The organism is Gemmatimonadaceae bacterium (genome assembly GCA_035606695.1).
In the GTDB taxonomy this organism is placed as follows: Bacteria; Gemmatimonadota; Gemmatimonadetes; order Gemmatimonadales; family Gemmatimonadaceae; genus JAQBQB01.
The window spans coordinates 70921-93029 of record DATNEW010000027.1; the positions used below are offsets into that span (position 1 = coordinate 70921).

A 22109-nucleotide genomic window follows, 5' to 3' on the forward strand; every position below is an offset into this window, starting at 1 on the left:
TTAACACTTTATGCATTCGTGCCCGTTGTCTGCACGTTCATAGGTCAAGTAGAATAGCTCTGTGACACCACGTATCGCCATCGTTCAGGAGTGGCTGATCACCCTCGGCGGGTCCGAGTTGGTGCTCCGCGAGCTTCTCAAAACGTTTCCCGACGCCGATGTCTTCACCCTGGTCGACCGAATGCCGGCCGAAGATCGGCAGTTTCTGGGAGTGGGGAAGACCACCACGTCGTTCCTGAATCGGCTTCCGAACATCCAGAAGCGATACCGCTCGCTGCTGCCGCTGTTCCCGGCCGCGGTAAGGTCCCTCAATGTAAGCGATTACGACATCGTCATTTCCAATTCGCACGCGGTGGCCAAGGGTGTGCGCACCCACGACCGGCAGATCCACTTGTGTTACTGCCTGTCGCCCATGCGCTACGCGTGGGATCTGCGCGAGCAATATCTCCGCGAGTCAGGCTTGAGCCGCGGCCTCAAGGGCGCCCTCGCGCGAACGGTGCTCGAGGTCTTGAGGCGCTGGGACAAGGCGAACACGCGGTCGGTCAGGGCTTTCGCCACGCTCTCCCACTACATCGGCGACCGCATTCGCCGCGCGTACGGGCGGCCCTCGGAGGTGATCTACCCGCCGGTCGCGACGGACTACTTCGGCAGTCCCGCCGAGCCTTCCGAGCCGGAGGAGTATTACATCACGGCAGGTCGGTTCGTCCCATACAAGCGAACCGACCTCATCGCCAGCGCCTTCCGCCACATGCCCAACCGTCGTCTGATCATCGTAGGAGACGGGCCGGATGCCGCGAAGGTGCGAGCAGCTGCCGGACCGAACGTGACGCTCGTCGGCCGGGTAGACCGCGCACGGCTCCGCTCGCTCGTGCAAGGGGCGAAAGCATTCATCTTCGCGGCCGAGGAGGATTTCGGCATTGCGCCCGTGGAAGCACAGGCGGCCGGTACGCCGGTGATCGCGTTCGCGCGCGGCGGCGCGACGGAAACCGTTCGCGGTCTCGACGCCGCGGAGCCAACGGGGGTGTTCTTCGACACGCAGAGTGACGTAGCGATCGCCCAAGCGGTTCGGCTATTCGAGAATTTGGATAGGCCGATCGACACGAACGCATGTCGTCGCAACGCGCAGCGGTTCGCGGAAGATCGTTTCCGTCGCGAATTCGAATCGTTCGTGGCGCGCGAATGGGAGCGATTCGCGTCGGAAAAGCTCGCCCGCCGGTCCGCCGTCGAAGTCGCGGTGGAGGCCTGACCCTTGCTGCTCCATTGCGCCTCGATGCCGGTGCCGTACCGCACACGTATCGCCGAGATCGGTCCCGACCGTTCAATTTCCCGTGGGTGCTGTTACACTCAACTCGATTCAACTAGAATTGTGCGAGTCAGTTGTAGCACCTTGAAGCAGATCATACCATCACATTTTGACCGCCCGGATGCCTGAACGACAGACACCCGTTGTGCTTCGCAATGCGCAGCCCAATCAAGCCAACGAACGCAGTGAAGCAGCTCGGGAACGTGGCGGCAAACAGCGACTGCACCGTCGCGTGCTCGTCATCGGCGCCCCCGGCGATCTGCCGCGCGCGCTCGCACACCCGGCGGTCGTAGGACGGCGCTTCTCCGTCGTCGATTCCATCGCCGTCGACGTCGAAGCACCGGAATCGAGCGGCACCGCGCTCGTCGAGACCGCGGAGTTGATTCGCGGCGGCCACGTCGACACGCTGCTCGTGGCGGGTGAGATCGGACCGTCCGCGATGCGGCGCGTCGCCGACCTCGCGCTCGCGTATCATTGCGACGTGCTCGCCGTGATGCCGACGGAAGTGCTGGCCGAGCACGAGCCGGTGGTGGTGTGGAGCGGCGACAGCCCGCTCGTCCAGCTCACCAAGATTCCGCGCCATCCCGTCGACAACGCGGCCAAGCGCGTGATGGACGTCATGTGCGCCTCGATCGGGCTGATCGTGACGGCTCCGCTCATGGTCGCCCTCGCCACGCTCATTCGTCTCGAGTCGCGCGGTGCACCGTTCTTCCCGCACGAGCGCGTCGGATTCCGTGGAAAGAAATTCCGCTGCCTCAAGCTGCGCACCATGCGCGCCGACGCCGAGCAGGTGTTGCGCGCGGATCCGCGAATGTACGAGGAGTACCGGCAGAATCATTTCAAGATTCCTGACAGTGTCGATCCGCGCGTGACGCGCATCGGCCGCTTTTTGCGCCGCACCAGTCTCGACGAACTGCCGCAGCTGTGGAACGTGCTCATCGGCGAGATGTCGCTCGTCGGTCCGCGGCCCGTGGTCGAGGAAGAGCTGGAGATGTACGGCGACGACCGCGACCTCGTGCTGTCGGTGAAGCCGGGCCTGACCGGCGCCTGGGCCGTGAATGGCAGGCAGGCGGTCGGCTATCCGGAACGCTGCGACCTGGAATTGCGTTATGTTCGAGAGCGCACGCTCGTTCAGGACACGCGCATCATGTTCCGCACGGCCGCGGTCGTGCTGCGCCCTCTCAGCCCCCTCAAGCCGGGCGAATAGCCGTCGCCGGCCGGCGTATCGGCGACCTCCCCGGGCAGGACGATACACGTGGTACCCGCCTTCGGCTCGCCGCACGTCCTTCGCATGGTTCGGCGCGGCATACTCGCCGCGCTGAGCTTCGGCGCGATGACCGCAATGGCCGCGTGCGATCCATGCAGCGGAACGGCGTCGTGTACGACCCGGCCACAACTGGCCCTGGAAGGCACGATCATCTCCCACCTGACAGGGAGCGTCCAATCCGGCGCGCGTGTCGATGTGGTGCGCACCGGAGGCGTCGGGCTCGAAGCCGACTCCGTCTCGACCGTCACCGACGGCAACGGGCATTGGGCGGTCACGATTCCCGCCCAATCAGCGGGCAGCGTCACCGTCGCCATTGCGGTCACCAGGAAGGAATCGGGCTCGTACCGCATCGACGGCCAGACCTTCTCGACCACCGAGCGCCGCGGCGAAGGCACCATCATCCCGACGTGGGTAGACGACCCGCACTTCCCGTACGCCGCGGAAGTCTACTTCCGCGGTCCCGGCCAACCTCGCGCGAGTGGAATTCGCCTGGATTTCGTGAGAACCACGGGCATCTCGTTCTACGACATCGACGGAGCTATCAATCCCGACTACGGCGTCATAACCGACGCGGCGGGCCGCGGCTCGCTGTTCGACGTCAACGAGCACGCCTTCACCGTCGGCGACGTCGTCGGCAATCTCATCGCGACACTCCCCGCGCCCTTCGCGCCGGACACGATCCACGGCGTTCGCCTCACGTCGACGCAGCTGCTCAGTCCCGAGGTGAACATCCTGCGGTTTGGTGTCGGACCGTCGTTGCTGTATGTCGGCGAGGTCCACGACCGCGCCACCGGCAAGCCCGCGACCGCGATCGCCGTCTCGTTCCATCGCACGTCGGGCGCACACACCGATCCGGAATCGTTCAACGCCACGACTGATGGCGGCGGGCGATTCCTGTTTCCGCTCCGCGCACTCGGCGAAGGCGCCGTCGTGGGAGATCTCACGATCGTTCCGCGACTCGGGTCGGTGGAGACGATCAAGAACGTGACCCTTCGCCCGCACGATGACGACGACGCGAGCTTCTTCGGCGTCTGGTCCGTGGGGCCGTATCTGCCGTGGGTCGGACTCGTGCAGATCGGTGGCCGTGGCGTCGCTGGTGTGCAGGCTGACTTTCATCGCACGGGCGGCATTCAAGTCACGCCAGCCGATTTCACGATGACCAGCGACGCGAACGGTTTTCTGCACTTCAATCCGCTGCCGCAACAGGTCGGCGTCGTCGAAGCCGACGTCGTCATTCACTCGCCCGCACCGTTCGCTGACGTACACGCGCACGTGAGCCTGCCGACGGTCGAGGACGATGTCACGGGCGGCATCATCGCGGCCTGGGATCTCGATGCGAGCCGCGCCTCAACGGCTCGCACGGCGTCCGCCGCCGCTGCTTCGGCGATTACGGCACGATCCAGAATCGCAACGAGTGATCCTGCGCGTCGTTAGAGCGCTCGGGGCCGAACCCGCCTCGCAGCGCCTGAAACAGAAAGTTGAGCCGCTGCGATAGACTGAACTCGGCGTGCACCTCGCTCCTCCGCCAGCGAAACGTTCCGCGCAATCCGCCCATCACGCTCACGTCCTGCGCGAAGAACGAGAAACCGCTCGGCTGCAGATAATACACGTCGTTGTTCCACCGAATGCGCTCGGCGAACAGGCCGACGTCCCATCGCGCGGGCATGTAGTCGACGGCCACGAGCTGGCTCGATCCACCGGGCCCGATCGCCGCGCCGATCGCCTGGCCGCGCTGCGTGTAGCCCTGCGCCACCGCGCGGCTCGTGTAATACGTCAGCGTGTCGCCGGCGCGCGACGGCGGGGTTTGTTCGAGATCCGTGAATTCCGCTTGAAACCTGAGGACCGCGCCCGCGCGAATCGGTCGCGCCACCTGCATACCGATCGTGAAGCCCTGCGTGTACTGCGGCGCAATGAGCCAGTCGCGCAACGACACCGGCGGTAGCATGCGCGCCCACTCCGCATAAACCTCCAACCCGCTCGCGGGAAAAATCCAGCGGCCGAAGAACGACATCATGTCGTCGAAGGCGTCGGAGCCCGTCGCCGTCGAATCGACGCGCGTCGTGCTCCACCGCGTCAGCGCGCCGAGCGCATTGCCGGCGATGTTCGACGCACGCGGCGCGTTCGCGTAGACGACACGCGAGACGCCGACGGTGACATTCGGCTCGACACTTGGCGAATACGTCGCGACGACGCCGCTCAACGCACGCACGTCGTTCGTCGACACCGTGTCGAAATACCGCGACTCGGTGAGTCCGCCGGCCACAGCCTTCGCCTCGAAACTGCCGATGCGCGTCTGCCACGGGCGATTCGTTCGCACGAACACCGACGGAATGCCCGCGGCATTGTTGCTCATGACGAGCGCATTCTGAATCGCGGGACCCCACCACTGATTCTCGGTGGAGGCGCCGATGTCCGCGCCGCGCGCGCTCACCCACACCGCCGACTGGCCCGGCGTGATCGTGCTGAATGGCTCACGCCCGAAGCGCTCGGGCAGATCGATCGATCTGGGGCCCGCGTAGAAGGGCGACGCGAAGCTGCTTCGGCCCGGAATGTTCGACGGTAAATCGCTGAAGGCAAGATTGGCGCTGTGCATGAGCTCGGGCGCCGCGAGATAGCGCACCGGGCCCACCCGTCCGTCGATGCCGACGGTGAGCCGCGTGCTCGCGCCCCGGCCGGCCCACAGCGCGCCGTCATCGATCGAGAATGGCAGCTGCGCGTTGTACGTGCCGTCGATCACGGGCCTCACAAGTCCGACGACCGGCAGTCGCGATAGCGAGTCCGCTTCGATCGTCGACGACGGCGAGCGGATCATTTCACCCGCCGCCGAACGCGTTCCGAGTATTTGCGCGATGCGTCGGCGGTCGTCCTCAGGACTGCCAATCAACACCTGCGCGCCCGCGCTCGAATGGCGATGCAGCGGCAGGATGGTCATCGCCACCGCCGCGAGTGCCCATTTCAATTGCATCGCGCAGGATAGGCTCTTCGCCGGAGGGTGTCTAGTACATTCCCTGTCACTCTCGTTGTCACCTTCGTTCCCACCGTGACGCGCATCGTCTTCCTCGACCACAGCCCAATCATCGGCGGCGCGCAGCTCGCGCTCGCCGAGCACATTCGGCATTTGGACCGCGATCGTTTCGAGGCGCACGTGGTTTGCGGGCGAGATGAACCGGAGATGACACGCCGTTTTCGCGATGCCGGCGCGGCCGTCCACGAGTTCGACTGGCCGCGGCTGCGTGCGCTGTCGCCGCTTCGCGTTCCGCACCTGATCGGCCGAGCGCGTGCGCTGCGCCGGCTCGTGCTCGGGCTCCGGCCCGACGTCGTCGTCGCCAACACGTCGCGCACCGCGTACATGTCGGCCCTCGCGCTCGCCGGGAGCGGCGCGCACGTCGTGTGGTGGGTGCGCGACTTCGAGTTCGGGCGGCGCGTCTTTCGACTGCTCGAGCGATCGGCGACGCGCATCGTGTGCGTGTCGCACGCCATCCGGGAGTTTTACGGCGGCACCGGCGATCCGCGCTTTGACGTCGTGTATGTTGGCAGCGGATTGCACGCCCGGCTCGCCGAAATCGGTGCGGGCGACATCGCCGCGGAGCGAGCGCGCTGGGGACTCGACGCATCGGACCTCGTCGTCGGCTACATGGGCCGGCTCGTCGAGGGAAAGGGTCCGCAGGACCTCGTCGCCGCGGCCGAGCGACTGGCCGGTGAGTTTCCGCGTTTGCGGGTGCTGATCGTCGGGACAGGGCGCGGGCAGACCGGCGACAACGAACGGGCGCTGCACGATCTCGTGGCCGCGCGCGGACTCGAGCCGATCGTTCGATTCGCGGGCTTTCAGTCGAACGAAGCGCTCTACTACCGTCTGTTCGACGTCTTCGTGCTGACGTCGCGGTATCGCGAGGCGATGCCGACGTCGGCGATTCAGGCCATGATGGCGGAGACGCCCGTGGTCGCGACGAACACGGGCGGTACGCCGGAGGTGGTCGTCGACGGCGAGACGGGGCTTCTGGTGCCGCCAGCGAATCCCGACGCGCTGGCGGCCGCGATCGGGCGCGTGCTCCGGGACCCCGGCCTGGCGCGGCGCCTGACCGAGGCGGGTGCCGCGCGCACCGCCGCGGCGCACCGCGAAGAACGCGTCTCGGCGCAACTCATGAGTATATATGAATTAATATGTGCTAATTAACGAATATTAATTAGCAAACCCTAATCACCGCTCAAGTACGACGCGCGCGCCGCCAGCGCCTTGCCAAGCAAGTCGACGTGCGCCAGCGCCGAGACGAGGCCGAGCGCCGCCTTCGCGCGATCCGGCCACGTGCGCGCCCGCACCAGCGCCCGCGAAAAGCTCCGCCGCGCCGCGCCGTAGTCCGACGCCGCCAACGCACGCCGCGCCGCGGCCACCACGCCGGCCGCCTCCGTCTCCCGGCGCAGCGTATCCCACCCCAGCCGCGCCTGCGTGTCGCCGTCCAGCCGCGCCGCCACGTCGAGCACCACGCCCACATGCTCGGCGTCCATTTCACGGCCGAACCGCTGCGTCGTCTGGTGCTCGTGCACGCGATAGTGCGCCAGCGTGTGATTCACGAATCGCACGCGGCCGCGAGTGCGAGCCGTCAACGTCAGCCACGTCGCCAGATCGACGAAGTAGGACGATCCGCCCTGTTGAAACCCGCCCACCGCGTCGAGCATGCTTCGCCGCATCATGACGGATGCCGCCGGGGCCAGAACGTTCGTCCGCGCGAGACGACGAAACACCTCGACCGCGTCGAAATCCCGCCACGGCGCGTCGGTCCGCACCGTCGACAACGGGCGCAGTGTGCGGCCCTTGTCATCCACCGCCAGCGCGCGGCCCCATGACAGGAACACGTCGCTGTCGTCGAAGGCCGCGACTTGCGTCGCCAGCTTGTCCGCCGGCCACAGATCGTCGCCTTCGAGCACCGCCACCAGGCTACCGCGCGATGCCGCGAGCGCCGCGTTGTAGGACTCGGCGAGATGGGTCAGGCCGCGATGCGGCAGACGCAGCACGCGGATGCGCGGATCGCCGAAGCTCTCCGCGACATCGGCCGTGCCATCGGTCGAGCCGTCGTCCACCACCACCTGCTCCCAGTCGTCATACGACTGCGCGCGCACGCTCTCGATGCAGGCGCCGATGAAGCGGCGTTGGTTGTAGCTGGCGGTGACGATCGTGACCCGCGGTGTGGTCATTCACTTCCGTTGGCGAAGTTTGACGCGGTGTTTTTTTATGCCGGCGGCCGAACCGCACCTGTTAATCTTAAAGGCTGATGTCCGACTCCAGACGACTCGCGCACAACACGGCGCTCAACTTCGCGGGCCAGGTCGCTCCCATGGCCGCCGCGCTGGTGTCGACGCCGCTGCTCATTCATGGGCTGGGCATCGATCGCTTCGGCGTGCTGACGCTCGCGTGGGTGATCGTCGGCTACTTCGGTTTCGTCGACCTGGGGTTGGGGCGCGCGCTCACGCACGCCGTCGCGAGCCGCCTCGGATCGCAGCAGGAGGAAGAGCTCGAGACGCTCGGCTGGACGGCGCTCATGCTCATGTTCGCGCTCGGCACCGTCGGGGCGCTCGTGCTCACCGTCGCGACGCCGGCACTCGTCGGACGCGTGATGCACATTCCCGACGCGCTGCAACCGGAAACCACGCGCGCGTTCTACATCCTCGCGGCGTCGCTGCCCATCGTCGTCTCGACCGCCGGGTTCCGCGGCATCATCGAGGCGCATCAGCACTTTGGTATTGCCACGGCGCTCCGCATTCCACTGGCGGTATTCTCGTACGTCGCCCCACTCGCGGTCCTGCCGTTCACGAAGCGCCTCGACGCGGTGATTCTGGTGCTCGTGCTCGGCCGTTTCATGGGCTGGGCGGCGCACTTTACCGTGTGCATCAAACGCTACTGGTTCCTGAGCCGCCGCATCATCGTGCGCCGTCACGTCGTGCTCCCGTTGTTGCGCGTCGGCGGGTGGATGACGGTGAGCAACGTGGTCAGTCCGTTGATGACGTACGTCGATCGCTTTTTCGTCAGCGCGCGGTTTCCCATGGCCGACGTCGCCTACTACGGAACGCCGTATGACGCGGTGAGCAAGCTGCTGACGTTTCCCACCGCCGTGGTGGGTGTGCTCTTTCCCGCGTTCGCCGAAAGCTTCGCGAAAAGCCGGGAGCGCACGATCGTGTTGTTCAACGCGGGCATTCGCACGATGCTCATCGTGCTGTTCCCCGCGGTGCTGATTCTCGTCACGCTGCCGCACGAGATCCTCCTGCTGTGGATCCGCCGCGCCGACGTTGCGCAGGCAGGCGCGCCGGTGCTGCAGTGGATCGCCGTCGGTGTGCTCATCAACGCCGTCGGCTACGTCGGCTTCGTGGCGCTGCAGGGCGTCGGCCGCGCCGATCTCACGGGAAAGCTCAACTTGCTCGAGCTGCCGTTGTACATCGCCGCCCTGTGGACACTCGGCAGCAGGTTTGGACTGCCCGGGGTCGCGATGGCGTGGACGCTCCGCGTCACCGTCGACACGACGATGCTCTGCATTCTCTCGGCACGGTTCCTTGGCGCCGCCGCGCGGCCGTCGCTGCGCAGCGCGATCTGGGTCTTCCTGGCCGCGGCGCTGGGGGCCGGCGCCGCGCTCGACACCACTCGTGAGCGTTTACTATTTACAGTTGTCATATTGCTCGCCTACGTGCCCACGGCGTGGTTCCTGCTCATCTCGCGCGAGGAGCGTGGCGTGGTCCGCGCGCTCCTGGCGAACCCGTTCGACCGAAACGGCGACTCCGGACGGAGAGCGGCGTGAGCTCATTTGCCCGCCGCATGCTGCGCTGCCTCGCGGCGCCGGCCGCTGTGGCGACTCTACCGCTGTGCGCGAGCGCCCAGGTACCGATCGATCGCGCCACCGGCCAGCTCGTCGAGGTGAACAGCGACGTCGAGAACTACCTGCGCGTGCTGCAGCTGCGCGGAATCGTCGCGCCGCATCCCTGGTCGGTGCGCGAGTTCGGCTTGCGTGAAGCGGATAATCTCGCGCCGAGCGATACGTCGCATCCATGGGCGGCGCGTGTTCGGAGAGCCGATCCCTCGTCGCGCCGGTTTCGCATTCTCGCGCCCGAGATTCGCACGATCGAGAACACCACGTTTCCCTATGGCTTCAACGACGGACCGATCTGGGCGGGACGCGGCCTGACCGCGGCCGCGACCGGCGGCTTTACGGCGATGATCGGTCGCCTGAGCATCGTCGCCGAGCCGATGGTGTTCGTCGCGCAGAACCAGGGATTCACGCTCGCGAACAACGGACAAACCGGTCCGCTGCGATTCGGCAACGAGCTCGTGCCGATATTCATCGACCAGCCGCAACGTTTCGGCGACGGGTCGTACAAGCGTATCGATCCGGGACAGAGCTCCGTGCGGCTGGATCTGCCGTACGTCGCGCTCGGCGCCTCGACCGCCGACCAGCACTGGGGGCCGGCCGTCGAGCATCCGCTCATCCTCGGCAACAACGCCGCCGGGTTTCCGCACGCGTACCTCGGCACGAACGGCGCGGTGGACCTCTGGCTGTTCAAGCTCGACGCGCGCACCGAAGCCGGACGGCTGGATCAGACCGCGTTTTCGCCGGCGGGTGATACGGCGGCGCATCGCTTGATGACGGGCGTCGTCGCGAGCATTGTCCCGCGCGGCTTGCCGAACGTGGAATTCGGCGCGAGCCGATTCTTTCATTCGCCTTGGCTCTCGAGCGGCATTGGGCCGGGCACGATCGTGCATGCGTTGCGCGGCACGGAGTCGGCAAGCGACAATCAGCTCGCGTCACTGTTCGCACGAGCCGTCTTTCCGGCGAGTGGCGTCGAGGTGTACGGCGAGTTCGGACGCGACGATCGGAATGCCGATCGGCGCGATCTCACGCTCGAACCCGACCACGTCAGCGGCTACATGCTCGGCATGCAAAAAGTCTGGGCGAGCGGCTCGCGATCGTTCACTGTATTGCGCGGCGAGCTGCTGAACACGCGTGTGACGCATCTTGCGTTGGCGCGGCCGCAAGCGCCGTTCTACGTCAACGTCGCGCTGCCGCAAGGGCATACAGAGCTGGGGCAGGTACTTGGATCGGCCGCCGGGTTTGGCGGTCTTGGAACGAACCTCTCCGTCGACCGCTATGATCCCACGGGCAAATGGACGTTCGCCTGGGATCGTATCAACCGCGCGTCGAGCGACGGCAACCTCTCCGATCCGCGGGGGGCTGACGTCTACCAAAGTCTCGGCGCGCAGCGGACGATGTTCCGGCCGCGCGCCGACATCATCGCCGGCCTCACGCTCACGCGCGAGCTCAATCGCAATTTCGTGAAGGACGCCACCAACCTGCAGCTGCAGGTTGGAACGCGCGTCCACTGGTAACTGGTCGCCGGCGCGCTTTCTTCGCTCGACTACTTCGTCAACGAAGGCCGCGGAGCGGCTGGCGCCCGGAGCGGGGCGCGCTGCCGCGGATCGGTGCGCGCATCTTCGTGCGCGAACTCGGGCACGAGGACGCGGAGCGCGCCGCGTAGTTCGGTGTCGTCCGGCGAGTGCACCAGCGCGCGGCGAATCAATGCGTCGACCTGGTCGACGAACGCGCGATTCTCACCGTGCGTGACGACAGCGCGCAAGACTTTCGGGTGGCCGGTCGGCTGCACGTCTTCGCCGCCGAACAGCACTTCCTCGTAGAGCTTCTCACCGGGGCGTACGCCCGTAAAGACGATCTCGATGTCGTTGCCTTCTTCCAGACCCGACAACCGAATGAGATCGCGCGCCAGGTCGACGATCTTGACCGGCTCGCCCATGTCGAGCACGAACAGCTCCGCCGCCTTGCCGAGCGCGCCCGCCTGAAGCACGAGCTGCACCGCCTCGGGGATCGTCATGAAGTAGCGGCGCATCTCCGGGTGCGTGACGAGCACCGGCCCGCCTTCCTGAATCTGCTTCAAGAAGGTGGGGATCACCGAGCCGCGTGAGCCGAGCACGTTGCCGAATCGCACCGAAACGAACTTGCGGTTTTCGCCGATCGCCGCGGTGAGGACGATCTGCTCGGCGACCCGCTTGGTGGCGCCCATGATCGACGTCGGCCGCACCGCCTTGTCGGTCGAGATGTTGACGAGATGCTCGGTCTCGTTGTCGAGCGCCGCCTCGACGACATTGCGCGTGCCGAGGATGTTGTTGGTGATCGCTTCGGCGATGTTGCCTTCCATCAGCGGCACGTGCTTGTGCGCCGCGGCGTGGAAGATCGCGTAGGGCCGATGCTTGTTGACGATCGCGTGAATGTGCGCGGTGTCGCGCACATCGGCGATGAGCGGCACGATCGTGAGCGACGGGAAGCGCTTGCGCAGCTCGCCCTCGATCTCGAAGACCTGATTCTCACTGTGATCGAGCGCGATCAACTTGGCCGGCTCGAGCGCGGCGATCTGCCGGCACAGCTCACTGCCGATCGAACCACCGGCGCCGGTGACGAGCACCGTGCGCGACGACGTCAGCGCGCGCACCGCCTCGAGATCGGTCACGATCGGCTCGCGGCGCAGCAAGTCCTGAATTTCGACGGGACGCAGCGCGCTCACCTTGATGCGCCCCGAGATCAGATCGTGCAGGCTCGGCATGATGCGCGCGTGAATGCCCGCGGTCGTCGCCGCCAGCAACACCTTGCGCACCACGGAGCCGCGCGCTTCCGGCATGGCGATGATCAACTCGTCCGCGCCCAGGCGCGAGATCACCGACGAGAGATTGTCGAGCGTGCCCGCGATCGGCACGTTGCCCAGCAGCTTGTCCTGCTTGTACGGATCGTCGTCGACGAACGCGATGACGTTGATGTGCAGCTTGGGATTGAGACGCGTTTCGCGAAGGATCAGCTGTCCGGCCGAGCCGGCGCCGACGACGATCGCGCGGCGACCGGTGCCCGGCCCGCGGCGACGGGCGCGCAGACGCGCGACCAGACGCGGTGCAGCCAGGGCGCTCAGCGTGAACAACGCATCGAGCACGAGCGCCGAGTAGGGAAGTCGTACGGGAGAGAGATCCAGCGCAGTGAGCAACACGCTTCCAACCAGCAGCCCAATCGAGCCGCCGATGGCGCCCGCATAGAGAATCCGTTCGAGCTCGCTGACGCTGGCGTGCCGCCAGATGCAGCGGTACAACCCGCAGAGATACGCGGTGGCCAGACGAAGCGGCAGCGTGATGCCGACGTACAGCAGCGCCGCGCGGAGGATCTGCGCGCTCCAATCGACGGTCTCGTAGCGCAGGCTCAGCGCCAACAGGGGCAGGCTGGCCAGCAGCAGGGCGTCGATCAGCAGGAAGTAGCGGTTGCGCATAACCCCTGAAAAGGAAACTCACATCCCGTATTTGCAAGTGGGCGGAATGCCCCAGGCAGTGCGTAGGACGGAGCGAGGTGGGCTGTTGTTAGTGTTGTGAGTCCAGCGGCGCGCGGCTTCGTGTAACGCCGAGGACCCGGAGGACCCGTCCGCGGCGAAGGTCATCGCGGACACCGCGCGCGAGGCGCGCGAACTCCTGGGCTTCGGGTTGGCCGTGTGTCTCCGGGCCCTTGAGGTATTCACGGAGCAGTGCGAGCAGCGTCCCGAAAACGAAGCCGAGGATCAACGCCCGAATGAGCGCCATGAGGCGACCGCGCGGCTCGGGGTGCAGGGGGATTTCCGGCTGGCCGAGCACGCTGATCGTCGGCGTGTCGCGGACCTCTTCGAACTTCGCGCGCTCGTAGTTCTGGACCAGCGTCGCATAGATGGTCTGGTGGAGCTGATAGTCGCGGTCGAGCCGTTCGTGCTGAAACACCAACGTCGGCGAATTGCGGAAGTCGCGATTCTGCGCGAGGAACGCCTCGAGCCGATCCTGTGAGGCCTGCAGTTGCCGGGATTCGTCGGCGACGCGGCCTTCGAGGAACTGGCGCTCGGCCGTTGCACCGCTCTGGCGCATACGGGCGTTGAACTCGCTGATCTGACGAAGGATCTCGTCCGCGATCGCCTTGGACAGGCGTGGATCGGTGGTCGAGACGCTGATGGTGACGATCCCGGTGCGGGGCGCGGGGACGACGTCGACCTCATCATTCAACGTGCGAATGGCGGCGTCGCGTGCGAGCTGTACGTCTTTCTCCTGGATTCCGTATAGCTGGATCAGGGTGTGAGGCGTGCTGTCGCGCGCGCCTGGCAGAACATATGAGGCCTGCGCGACCTGGCCGAGGAAGGTGCGCGAGCGGATGAGCTCGGGGTAGAACTGGGGCGAGGCGACGCCGGCGGACGCCTGGACGGGGACGCCGAGTTGTGCCGCGATGCCTGAAACGCTACTGGTCGTCGACGCTTGGCCTTGCGAGATGAACATCGCCGTCGAGACATAGCTCTGGGGCTCGTTGAGGCGCGGTACGATGGCGATGGCGCCGGCGAGCAGGGTGACGGCGATTACGAGCGCGCGCTGGCGGAGGACCGCGTTCATGACGCGGAAGGCCGACAACTCCGAGGGCGCGGGGGCCGGGACGGCGATGATGTCCGCCGGACCGCTACCGTTGCCGTTGCTTTCAGCGACGCTCATTCAAGAAAACACGTGGTGGCAGGGGCTTGAGTCGTCTGCTGCGTGTGTTGCGGCAACCTCCGCTGAGGCAAAGCCAGGAGGGCGACTGGTGGAAATTAGAAGACTCACACATGGCGCGAAAGTGCCGTCCGAGCGTCGATGTCGAGAATCCGCTTCGACTTGCGCCACCCGGGCGCGCAGGGGTTGCAGTCTCTCCAGCGCGGTGTAGCTTCCGCAGGATTGCAAAATTGCCCGGGGCCGCGGCGCTCACGCATCGTCAGCTTTTTCGAGCTTTTCGAGCTTTTCGCTGCGCGTGATATGCGGCACGCGGCTCGATACCCGCCCAGTGGCTGGCGTCAATTCCCGGCATAAGTGGTAGAATATAAGGACTTGCGCCGTTGTTGGCCGCGTAAGTCTGGCGGTAGCTTTGATCATATCTTTCTTTGGGAACGTGTGGGATGTCGCAGTCGTCGGATGCGGACCAGGGCCTCACCTGGCAACTCATTTACACCAAGCCGAGGTGCGAAGCCTGGGCTGAGGTAAACCTCCGCAACCAGGGCTTCGTCGTGCTCGGTCCACGCACTCGCGGCCGTACCTCGCTCGTCCCGCTCTTTCCACGATATCTGTTCGTCGGCGGCCAGCCGGCCCACCCGTTCGAGCGTCTTCGCAACACCCGCGGCGTAGCCAAGGTCGTTTACTGCGGCGATTACCCGGCACGCGTCGAGCCCGACGTCATTCGCCAACTGCGTGCGCGAATGAACGCCAACGGCGTGGTCACGCCGGACGCGCCGACGCGCACGGGCTTGTTCTCGGGCCGCGAACGAGAGCGCGTTCGCGCCCTGCTCAAGCTGGCCGCCGCAGGGTATCGCGTACGATCGGCATGATCCTTCGAACGACTCACGCACTTTAGTCTTGCCATCCGCCGCCGTTTTCATCGTCGCGCGCACCGGTTCGTCGCGGTTGCCGCGGAAGGTCCTGACACCGATTCACGAACGGCCTATCCTCGCGCGCCTCGTCGAGCGCGCGCGCCGGGCCGTCGAACCCGACGCATGGGTGCTGTGCACGACGACGGCATCATCCGACGACGAGCTCGCCGCCCTCGGCCTCGCCCTCGGGTTGCGGGTGTTTCGCGGCAGCGAGCGCGACGTCCCGGTACGGCTACGCGACGCCGCGCGCGCGACGGAGGCGGAGTTCTTCGTGCTCCTCGAGTCGGACGAGATCTTCGCCGATCCGGAATTCATCGATGCCGTCATTCGGCGGCGTCTCGAAACGGGTGCCGATTACATCGTCACACGAGGTTTGCCGATCGGCGCGTGGGTGTGCGGCATCAGCCGGCGAGCCATCGAACAGCTCTGCGCGGACCGAGCGACGGAGGCGGTCGACGGTTGGGGGGTATTTCTCGAGCGCGACGCCCGACTGCGCACCGAATCCGTTCACACCGATTCTGCGCTCGCCGCGGCGTCCGAAGGGTTGCGTTTGACGCTCGACTACCCCGAGGATCTCGAAGTCATTTCGGCGGTGTTCGACCGGTTGCGCGACCGAGGCGACGACTTTTCAGTGCGCGACGTCGTGGCGTTGCTGACCGCGGAGCCTGAGCTGGCGGCGCCCAATCGCAAATTGAACGAGCAGTACTGGCAGCGAATTGAAAAAACGAGGCAATCGTGACTGATAAATTCCTGATCGTCGGCCTTGGCTCCATGGGCAAGCGGCGCATTCGCAACCTGCAGCATCTCGGCGCGGGTGAGCTGCTCGGGTTCGATCCGCGCGCCGATCGCCGCGCCGAGGTCGAAGCCAAGTACGGCGTGCGCTGCGTGGAGAGCTTCGAGAAAGGACTGGAATGGGGGCCTGGGGCGCTCGTCATCTCGACACCGCCCGACATGCACGTGCGCTACGCACGCGCCGCTGCCGAGAGCGGACGGCATTTCTTCACTGAAGCGAGCGTCGTCGACGACGGGCTCGCCGAGCTCGACGAGCTGGTGACGCGCGCCGGTGTGGTTGCGGCGCCCTCGTGCACGATGCGGTTTCATCCGTCGATTCGCGCCATCAAGTCGGCGATCGACGACGGGTCGATCGGTCGAGTGGTGGGACTGACGTATCACTCCGGACAGTATTTGCCGGACTGGCATCCGTGGGAGGACATCGCGGACTACTACGTCAGCAAGCGCGAGACGGGCGGCTGCCGCGAGATCGTGCCGTTCGAGCTCACGTGGCTGACGTGGGCGCTCGGTGATGTGCGCAAGATTTCGTGCTTCCGCGGCAAGGTGTCGGATGTGCCGGCGGACATCGATGACTGGTATCAGATGCTGCTCGAGTTCGAGAGCGGCGTGCTGGGACACCTGACGGTCGACGTGGTGTCGCGCGTGGCGGTGCGCGTGTGTCGCGTCGTCGGCACCGAGGGCGTCGTGGAGTGGAGCTGGGAGGACAAGCGCGTGCGCGTGTTCCGCACGGCCGACAACGCCTGGGCCAACGTCGCCGAGCCCGAAGGGATTCGCGTCGAGGGGTATTTGCTCGCCGACGACATGTACATCGCCGAGATGGACGCGTTCGTGCGCGCGACGCGCGGACAAGCGCCGTATCCGTATACGATCGCCGAAGACCGGCGAATGCTGGAACTGTTATACGCTGCCGAGCGGAGCTCCGACGACGGCGTGCATGAAGTCACGGCACCAGCGGGAGTGAAAGCATGACACACACGGATACCGCCGCGCCCGCGGCCGGGACCAAGAGCTACGAGAAGCGACTGCTGCGGGCGATTCCCGGCGGCGCGCACACCTATTCCCGCGGCTTCGATCAGTTTCCGGCAAACGCGCCCGAGATTCTGGAGCGCGGCGAAGGCGCGTACGTGTTCGATCCCGATGGCCGTCGGTATCTCGACTATGGGATGGCGTTGCGCGCCGTGATTCTCGGCTACAGCGAGCCGCGCGTGAATCAGGCCGCGTGGCGTGCGATCGAGCAGGGGAACAATCTGACACGTCCGTCGGTGGTGGAGCTCGAAGCGGCGGAAACGCTGATCGATCTCATCGACTCCGTCGACATGGTGAAGTTCACGAAGAACGGCTCGACCGCAACGAGCGCCGCGGTGAAGCTGGCGCGCGCGTACACGGGCCGGACGCTCGTGGCTCGCTGTCTCGACCATCCATTTTTTTCGTATGACGACTGGTTCATCGGCTCGACGGTGATGAATCGCGGCGTGCCCGACGAGATCTCGTCGCAGACGAAGCTCTTTCGCTTCAACGATGTGGACAGCTTCGAGCGGTTGATCAAGGAATTCCCGGGGCAGATTGCGTGCGCCATGCTCGAGCCGGCGACTTCCGTGGCGCCGGAGCCGGGATACCTCGAGCGCATGCGCGAGCTGTGCTCGGCGAACGGCATCGTCCTCGTGTTCGACGAGATGATCACGGGATTCCGCTGGCACGTCAAAGGCGCGCAGCATTTCTACGGCGTGCAGCCGGATCTCTGCACGTTCGGAAAAGCGATGGCGAACGGGTTTTCGGTTGCCGCCGTGGCGGGCAAGCGCGAGATCATGGAATTGGGGTCGATCGAGCTCGAGGGACGCGAGCGCGTATTCCTTCTGTCGACGACGCACGGCGCGGAGATGTGCGGGTTGGCGGCCTTCATGGAGACCGTGCGGCTCATCGAGAGCGAAGGCGTCGTCGACCACGTGTGGCAGTACGGTCGCGATCTGCTTGCCGGCCTCAACGCGCTCGCCAAGCGACATGGTGTCGAGCAGAGCTTCGTCGCGGGCGGTGTGGAGTGCTCGCCGTACTATCTCACGCTCGATGAGCGCGGCGCCGCGTCGATGCCGCTGCGCACGCTCTTCGCGCAAGAGATGGTGAAGGGCGGAGTGCTGATGCCGTGGATCGCGCTATCCAGCGCGCACGGAGCGGCTGAGCTCACGGCGACGCTCGACGCGGCGGACCGTGCGCTGGCGGTGTATGCCGCGGCCGTACGCGACGGCGTCGACGAATATCTCGAAGGCGAAGCGATTCGTCCGGTGTTCCGGCGATTCAATTGAGCGCGATGCTGCTCGACGGAAAAGTCGTGGTGGTTGCCGGGGGCGCGGGGCTGCTGGGCAAAGCCTTCACGTCCGGCATCGTGCGGCACGGCGCCACCGCGATCGTCGCGGACGCGTCGGAAGAGCGCGGCGTTGCGGTGTGCAATGAATTGCGCGCGGCCACGCCTGCCGCGCGCGTGGAGTACGTGCGTCTCGACATCACCAACGCGGACTCGATCGTGGCCGCGATTGAGCGCATCGCGTCCAGACACGGACGAATCGATGCGCTGGTGAATACGGCGTATCCGCGCAACGCGCGATACGGGCGCCACGTCGAGGACGTGACGTACGAAGACTTCTCCGAGAACGTCTCGGTGCATCTCGGCGGATACTTTCACACGACGAAGCATTTCGGCAAATACTTTCGCGAGCGGGGAGCGGGCAACATCGTGAGTCTTGGCTCGATCTACGGGGTCGTCGCGCCGAGATTCGAGATCTATGAAGGCACGCCGATGACGACGCCGGTCGAATACGCGGCGATCAAATCGGGCGTCATTCATCTCACGCGGTATTTCGCGCGCTACTATCGCTCGGCGGGCGTGCGCGTGAACTGCATCAGCCCCGGCGGCATCAAGGATCGGCAACCCGAATCGTTCGTCGCGCGGTACTCGCAACACGCCGCGAACGGTGACTTGCTGCAGCCGAACGACGTGGTGGGAACGCTCGTGTTTTTGCTCTCCGATCTGTCGGCGGCGATCACCGGACAGAATCTCGTGGTCGACGCGGGGTGGACGCTATGAGCGTTGCCGTCGGAACCCGGCGTATCGGTGATGGTGCGCCCTGTTACGTGATCGCCGAGGCCGGCGTGAACCACAACGGGGATGCCGAGCTCGCGCATCGGCTGGTGGACATCGCGGCCGACGCGGGCGCGGACGCGGTGAAGTTTCAGACGTTCGATCCCGATCTGCTCGCGAGTCCCGGCGCCGTGAAGGCGGATTATCAGATCGAGAATACCGGAACGGGCGGCTCGCAGCACGAAATGCTGATGGCGCTCACGCTACCGCGTTCGGTCTTCGCGGACCTGGCGCGCCATGCGACCGAGCGACGGATCGAGTTTCTCTCGACGCCGTTCGATCTGAACAGCGCGGACCTCCTGGCCGACATCGGCGTGAGCGCGTTCAAGATCGGATCGGGTGAGGTGACGAACCATCCTTTTCTCGCGCGGTTGGCGGGTTTCGGTCGTCCGCTGTTGCTCTCGACGGGCATGAGCACGCTCGACGAGGTCGTCGCCGCGGTCGGCGTGATTCAGCGCTCGGGCAATCCGCCGCTCGCGCTCTTTCACTGCGTCACGAGCTATCCCGTCGATGCCGCGGCGTGCAACCTGCGCGCGATGCAGACGCTGCGCGACCGATTCCGCGTGCCGGTGGGGTGGAGCGATCACACCGTCGGCGGAGTCGTGAGTATCGCGGCGGTGGCGTTGGGGGCGGAGTTGATCGAGAAGCATTTCACCGTCGATCGCACGTTGCCGGGGCCGGATCACGCGGCGTCGCTCGAGCCGGACGAGCTGCGCACGCTCGTCGCCGACATTCGCTCGACGGAATCCGCGCTGGGCGACGGCCGCAAGGTGCCGGCGGCGTGTGAATTAGGAATCTCTAAAGTCGCGCGGCGCAGCCTGCACTTCAGCGGCAATCTGCCGGCGGGGCACGCGGTGCGGCCGAATGATCTCGTGGCGCTGCGGCCGGCAACGGGTTTGTCGCCCGCGCTGCACGACCAGCTCGTGGGTCGAGTGTTGCGCGTCGACGTCGCGCGCGGCGACATCGTTCGCGAGGACCAGCTTGTCTGAGCTGCGACGACTTGCGGTGCTCACCACGGGCCGGCAGGACTACGGCATCCTGCGCAGCACGCTCGAGCTGCTCGGCGAAACTGGTCAACCGGACGTCGCGCTGTGGGCGGGCGGCATGCTGCTGAGCGAGCGATTCGGTCGCGCGATCGATCTCGTGCGCGCGGATGGACTGACGGTGAGCCGGGAACTGCCGTTCGTCTCGGATCCGCCGGACCAGACGCGCGACACGGCGCGTGCGCTCGCCGCCGTTGGCGACGCGTTGGCTGAAGACCGGCCGGACGCGCTGATGTTGGTGGGCGACCGCTATGAAACCGCCGCGGCTGCGATCGCCGCGACGCTCGCCCGCGTACCGATCGTGCATTTGCACGGCGGCGAAGAAACCGAAGGCGCGATCGACAACGCGTTTCGGCATGCGATCACGAAGCTCAGCCACCTACATCTCGTGAGTCATCCGGCGTACGCGGCGCGCGTGCGGCAGATGGGCGAGCCGGATGCGAGCGTGATCATCGTTGGATCGCCGGGAACGGACAACCTCTATCGCGACGATCTGCCGTCGATCGCGGATCTCGAGAAGCGGCTGGGCCGCGCGCTGACGCCACCCATCGTGCTGGTAACGATGCATCCCACCACGCTCGGCGGCGATCCGCGGGCCGAGACGAACGCGGTTGCGGAAGCGATGGCGCGGGTAAACGCGACGTACGTGATCACGGCACCGAATACCGATACGGGCGGAACAGCGATCGACGACGTGTGGCGCGCATGGACGGCGCCTCGCGCGAACGCGCTCTATGTCGATGCGCTCGGCGCGACGAATTATTGGGCGCTGCTGCGCGCGACCGCGGCGGTGCTGGGGAATTCGTCGAGCGGCATTCTCGAGGCGCCGTCGGCGGGCGTGCCGGTCGTGAACGTCGGCGATCGTCAACAGGGGCGAATTCGCATGGGGTGGGTGCGCGACGTTCCGGCGGAGACGGACCGAATCGAAGCGGCGTTGCGCGAAGCGTTGGCCGCGGGCGCGCCCGAACGCGCGAGCGGGCGCGGCGGCGCGGACGTTCCGCGCGGACCGGTCGCGCCGCGCATCGTTGATGCGCTCCGCGCGTGGGACCTGCCATGTCCGCCGCGAAAGCGTTTTGTGGAGCGCGTGCCATGAGGTGGAGCAAGGAGCTGGATACCGGATTGTCGAACCTATGTGTCCGAAACACCGCCACGCTGTTCGAGGCGCTGCAGGCCATCGACAGCGGCGCCGAGTCGATCGTGTTCGTGTGCGATGAGAGTGGAAAGATCATTGGATCGCTCTCGGACGGCGATGTTCGCCGCGCGCTGCTTTCGGGTGCGGCGCTCTCGGACTCCTGCCTCGAACGCGTGATGAATCGCCAGTTCGCGTGGGTGACGCCGTCCGCGGGTCGTGCGGAGGTGTTGGACATCATGCGCGCGCGCGACGTCGGACAGTTGCCGGTGCTCGACGAACACGGGCGGTTGTGCGGGCTTCACACCGTCGGTCAGATCATGTCGGCGGCGCACCGCACGAATGCCGCGGTGATTCTCGCCGGCGGTCGCGGCACGCGGCTGCATCCGCTTACGGAGACTGTGCCGAAGCCGATGGTGACCGTCGCGGGCCGGCCGATCCTCGAGCGGTTGGTGTTGCATCTCATGAGTTGCGGGATTCGCACGATCTACATCTCGGTGAATTATCTGGCGCACGTCATCGAGGAGCATTTCGGCGACGGATCGCGCTTCGGCTGCCGCATCGAATATCTGCGCGAAGACCAACCGCTTGGCACCGGCGGGCCGTTGGCGCTCGTGAAGGATCGCGTCAGCGAGCCCGTCGTCGTGATGAACGGCGATCTCGTGACGCAGTGCGACGTGGGGGCGATGCTCGACTTTCACACGCAGGGCGGCTACACGGTGAGCATGGGATTGCGGCGGTACTGCTTCACGGTGCCGTTCGGCGTCGCGCGCGTGCAGGGTGAGCGGTTGCGGGAATTGATCGAGAAGCCGACGGAGCGAGAGTTGATCAACGCCGGCGTGTACGTGCTGTCGCCGGAGGTGTTGCAGCACATTCCGCGTGGCCGTGAGTATCCGATCACGGAGTTGTTCAACTATTGCCTGCGCGAAGCACTGCCCGCGGGCGCGTTCCTGATCGAAGAAGAGTGGGTGGACGTGGGCCAGCATCATGAACTGCAGCGCGCGCGCGGCGAGCAGTGA

18 protein-coding genes are annotated in these 22109 nt (G+C 66.0%); 14 read left to right on the top strand and 4 right to left on the bottom strand.

What is annotated here, in order from left to right:
* Nucleotides 1–61 precede the first annotated feature (61 nt).
* From VN706_13600 to VN706_13610, 3 genes are all read left to right on the top strand, one after another.
* A complete protein-coding gene (locus VN706_13600) occupies nt 62–1246 on the top strand; it encodes a glycosyltransferase (protein HXT16667.1) in 1185 nt (394 codons plus the stop codon).
* Between the two features lie 178 nt (nt 1247–1424).
* The gene (locus VN706_13605) at nt 1425–2510 is read left to right on the top strand and encodes a sugar transferase (GenBank protein HXT16668.1); all 1086 of its coding nucleotides are present in this window, start codon (nt 1425–1427) and stop codon (nt 2508–2510) included.
* A 48-nt stretch (nt 2511–2558) separates the two neighbouring features.
* On the top strand, nt 2559–4004 hold the full coding sequence (locus tag VN706_13610) for a hypothetical protein (protein HXT16669.1): 1446 nt from the start codon (nt 2559–2561) through the stop codon (nt 4002–4004).
* Here the strand turns inward: VN706_13610 and VN706_13615 are convergent.
* Nucleotides 3958–5535: a capsule assembly Wzi family protein gene (locus VN706_13615; GenBank protein HXT16670.1), complete on the bottom strand. Its 1578-nt coding sequence runs from the start codon at nt 5533–5535 to the stop codon at nt 3958–3960. The genes VN706_13610 and VN706_13615 overlap by 47 nt on opposite strands.
* 75 nt (nt 5536–5610) lie before the next feature.
* Between VN706_13615 and VN706_13620 the strand changes: the two genes are divergently transcribed.
* Nucleotides 5611–6744: a glycosyltransferase family 4 protein gene (locus VN706_13620; protein HXT16671.1), complete on the top strand. Its 1134-nt coding sequence runs from the start codon at nt 5611–5613 to the stop codon at nt 6742–6744.
* 20 nt (nt 6745–6764) lie between these two features.
* Here the strand turns inward: VN706_13620 and VN706_13625 are convergent, their stop codons facing one another.
* Entirely contained in the window at nt 6765–7760 is a 996-nt protein-coding gene (locus VN706_13625; protein ID HXT16672.1) for a glycosyltransferase, read from the bottom strand.
* 77 nt (nt 7761–7837) lie between these two features.
* Here VN706_13625 and VN706_13630 point away from each other — a divergent pair, with 77 nt between their 5' ends.
* Together VN706_13630 and VN706_13635 are read left to right on the top strand one after the other, a co-directional pair.
* On the top strand, nt 7838–9352 hold the full coding sequence (locus VN706_13630; GenBank protein ID HXT16673.1) for a flippase: 1515 nt from the start codon (nt 7838–7840) through the stop codon (nt 9350–9352).
* Entirely contained in the window at nt 9349–10935 is a 1587-nt protein-coding gene (locus VN706_13635; protein ID HXT16674.1) for a hypothetical protein, read from the top strand. Before VN706_13630 ends, VN706_13635 begins: the two co-directional genes overlap by 4 nt.
* Before the next feature lie 29 nt (nt 10936–10964).
* Here VN706_13635 and VN706_13640 read toward each other — a convergent pair whose 3' ends face one another.
* Nucleotides 10965–12866 carry a nucleoside-diphosphate sugar epimerase/dehydratase gene (locus VN706_13640; protein ID HXT16675.1) on the bottom strand — a complete coding sequence of 634 codons (1902 nt, stop codon included), beginning with the start codon at nt 12864–12866 and terminating at the stop codon, nt 10965–10967.
* An 88-nt stretch (nt 12867–12954) separates the two neighbouring features.
* Complete coding sequence (locus VN706_13645) at nt 12955–14091, bottom strand: GNVR domain-containing protein (protein HXT16676.1); 1137 nt, start codon at nt 14089–14091, stop codon at nt 12955–12957.
* A gap of 437 nt (nt 14092–14528) precedes the next feature.
* Here VN706_13645 and VN706_13650 point away from each other — a divergent pair, with 437 nt between their 5' ends.
* From VN706_13650 to VN706_13685, 8 genes are read left to right on the top strand one after another with little or no spacing between them, the layout of a single operon-like run.
* Nucleotides 14529–14954, top strand: a complete 426-nt coding sequence (locus VN706_13650) for a transcription termination/antitermination NusG family protein (GenBank protein HXT16677.1) — start codon at nt 14529–14531, stop codon at nt 14952–14954.
* Between the two features lie 28 nt (nt 14955–14982).
* The gene (locus VN706_13655; protein HXT16678.1) at nt 14983–15735 is read left to right on the top strand and encodes an NTP transferase domain-containing protein; all 753 of its coding nucleotides are present in this window, start codon (nt 14983–14985) and stop codon (nt 15733–15735) included.
* A complete protein-coding gene (locus tag VN706_13660) occupies nt 15732–16757 on the top strand; it encodes a Gfo/Idh/MocA family oxidoreductase (GenBank protein ID HXT16679.1) in 1026 nt (341 codons plus the stop codon). The genes VN706_13655 and VN706_13660 overlap by 4 nt, the downstream gene beginning before the upstream one ends.
* A complete protein-coding gene (locus tag VN706_13665) occupies nt 16754–18085 on the top strand; it encodes a glutamate-1-semialdehyde 2,1-aminomutase (protein ID HXT16680.1) in 1332 nt (443 codons plus the stop codon). Before VN706_13660 ends, VN706_13665 begins: the two co-directional genes overlap by 4 nt.
* Before the next feature lie 5 nt (nt 18086–18090).
* Nucleotides 18091–18864 carry an oxidoreductase gene (locus VN706_13670; GenBank protein ID HXT16681.1) on the top strand — a complete coding sequence of 258 codons (774 nt, stop codon included), beginning with the start codon at nt 18091–18093 and terminating at the stop codon, nt 18862–18864.
* On the top strand, nt 18861–19907 hold the full coding sequence (neuB, locus tag VN706_13675) for an N-acetylneuraminate synthase (GenBank protein HXT16682.1): 1047 nt from the start codon (nt 18861–18863) through the stop codon (nt 19905–19907). Before VN706_13670 ends, neuB begins: the two co-directional genes overlap by 4 nt.
* Nucleotides 19900–21054 (top strand): UDP-N-acetylglucosamine 2-epimerase, encoded by a 1155-nt coding sequence (gene neuC, locus VN706_13680; protein ID HXT16683.1) that lies wholly within the window; start codon nt 19900–19902, stop codon nt 21052–21054. The genes neuB and neuC overlap by 8 nt, the downstream gene beginning before the upstream one ends.
* Complete coding sequence (locus VN706_13685) at nt 21051–22109, top strand: nucleotidyltransferase family protein (protein HXT16684.1); 1059 nt, start codon at nt 21051–21053, stop codon at nt 22107–22109. The genes neuC and VN706_13685 overlap by 4 nt, the downstream gene beginning before the upstream one ends.

Bases quoted from the DNA above. Each gene is read 5' to 3' on its own strand.
- VN706_13605 (HXT16668.1), top strand. From the start codon at position 1,425: ATGCCTGAACGACAGACACCCGTTGTGCTTCGCAATGCGCAGCCCAAT.
- VN706_13615 (HXT16670.1), bottom strand. From the start codon at position 5,535: ATGCAATTGAAATGGGCACTCGCGGCGGTGGCGATGACCATCCTGCCG.
- VN706_13625 (HXT16672.1), bottom strand. From the start codon at position 7,760: ATGACCACACCGCGGGTCACGATCGTCACCGCCAGCTACAACCAACGC.
- VN706_13630 (HXT16673.1), top strand. From the start codon at position 7,838: ATGTCCGACTCCAGACGACTCGCGCACAACACGGCGCTCAACTTCGCG.
- VN706_13640 (HXT16675.1), bottom strand. From the start codon at position 12,866: ATGCGCAACCGCTACTTCCTGCTGATCGACGCCCTGCTGCTGGCCAGC.
- VN706_13645 (HXT16676.1), bottom strand. From the start codon at position 14,091: ATGAGCGTCGCTGAAAGCAACGGCAACGGTAGCGGTCCGGCGGACATC.
- VN706_13650 (HXT16677.1), top strand. From the start codon at position 14,529: ATGTCGCAGTCGTCGGATGCGGACCAGGGCCTCACCTGGCAACTCATT.
- VN706_13665 (HXT16680.1), top strand. From the start codon at position 16,754: ATGACACACACGGATACCGCCGCGCCCGCGGCCGGGACCAAGAGCTAC.
- VN706_13670 (HXT16681.1), top strand. From the start codon at position 18,091: ATGCTGCTCGACGGAAAAGTCGTGGTGGTTGCCGGGGGCGCGGGGCTG.
- neuB (HXT16682.1), top strand. From the start codon at position 18,861: ATGAGCGTTGCCGTCGGAACCCGGCGTATCGGTGATGGTGCGCCCTGT.
- VN706_13685 (HXT16684.1), top strand. From the start codon at position 21,051: ATGAGGTGGAGCAAGGAGCTGGATACCGGATTGTCGAACCTATGTGTC.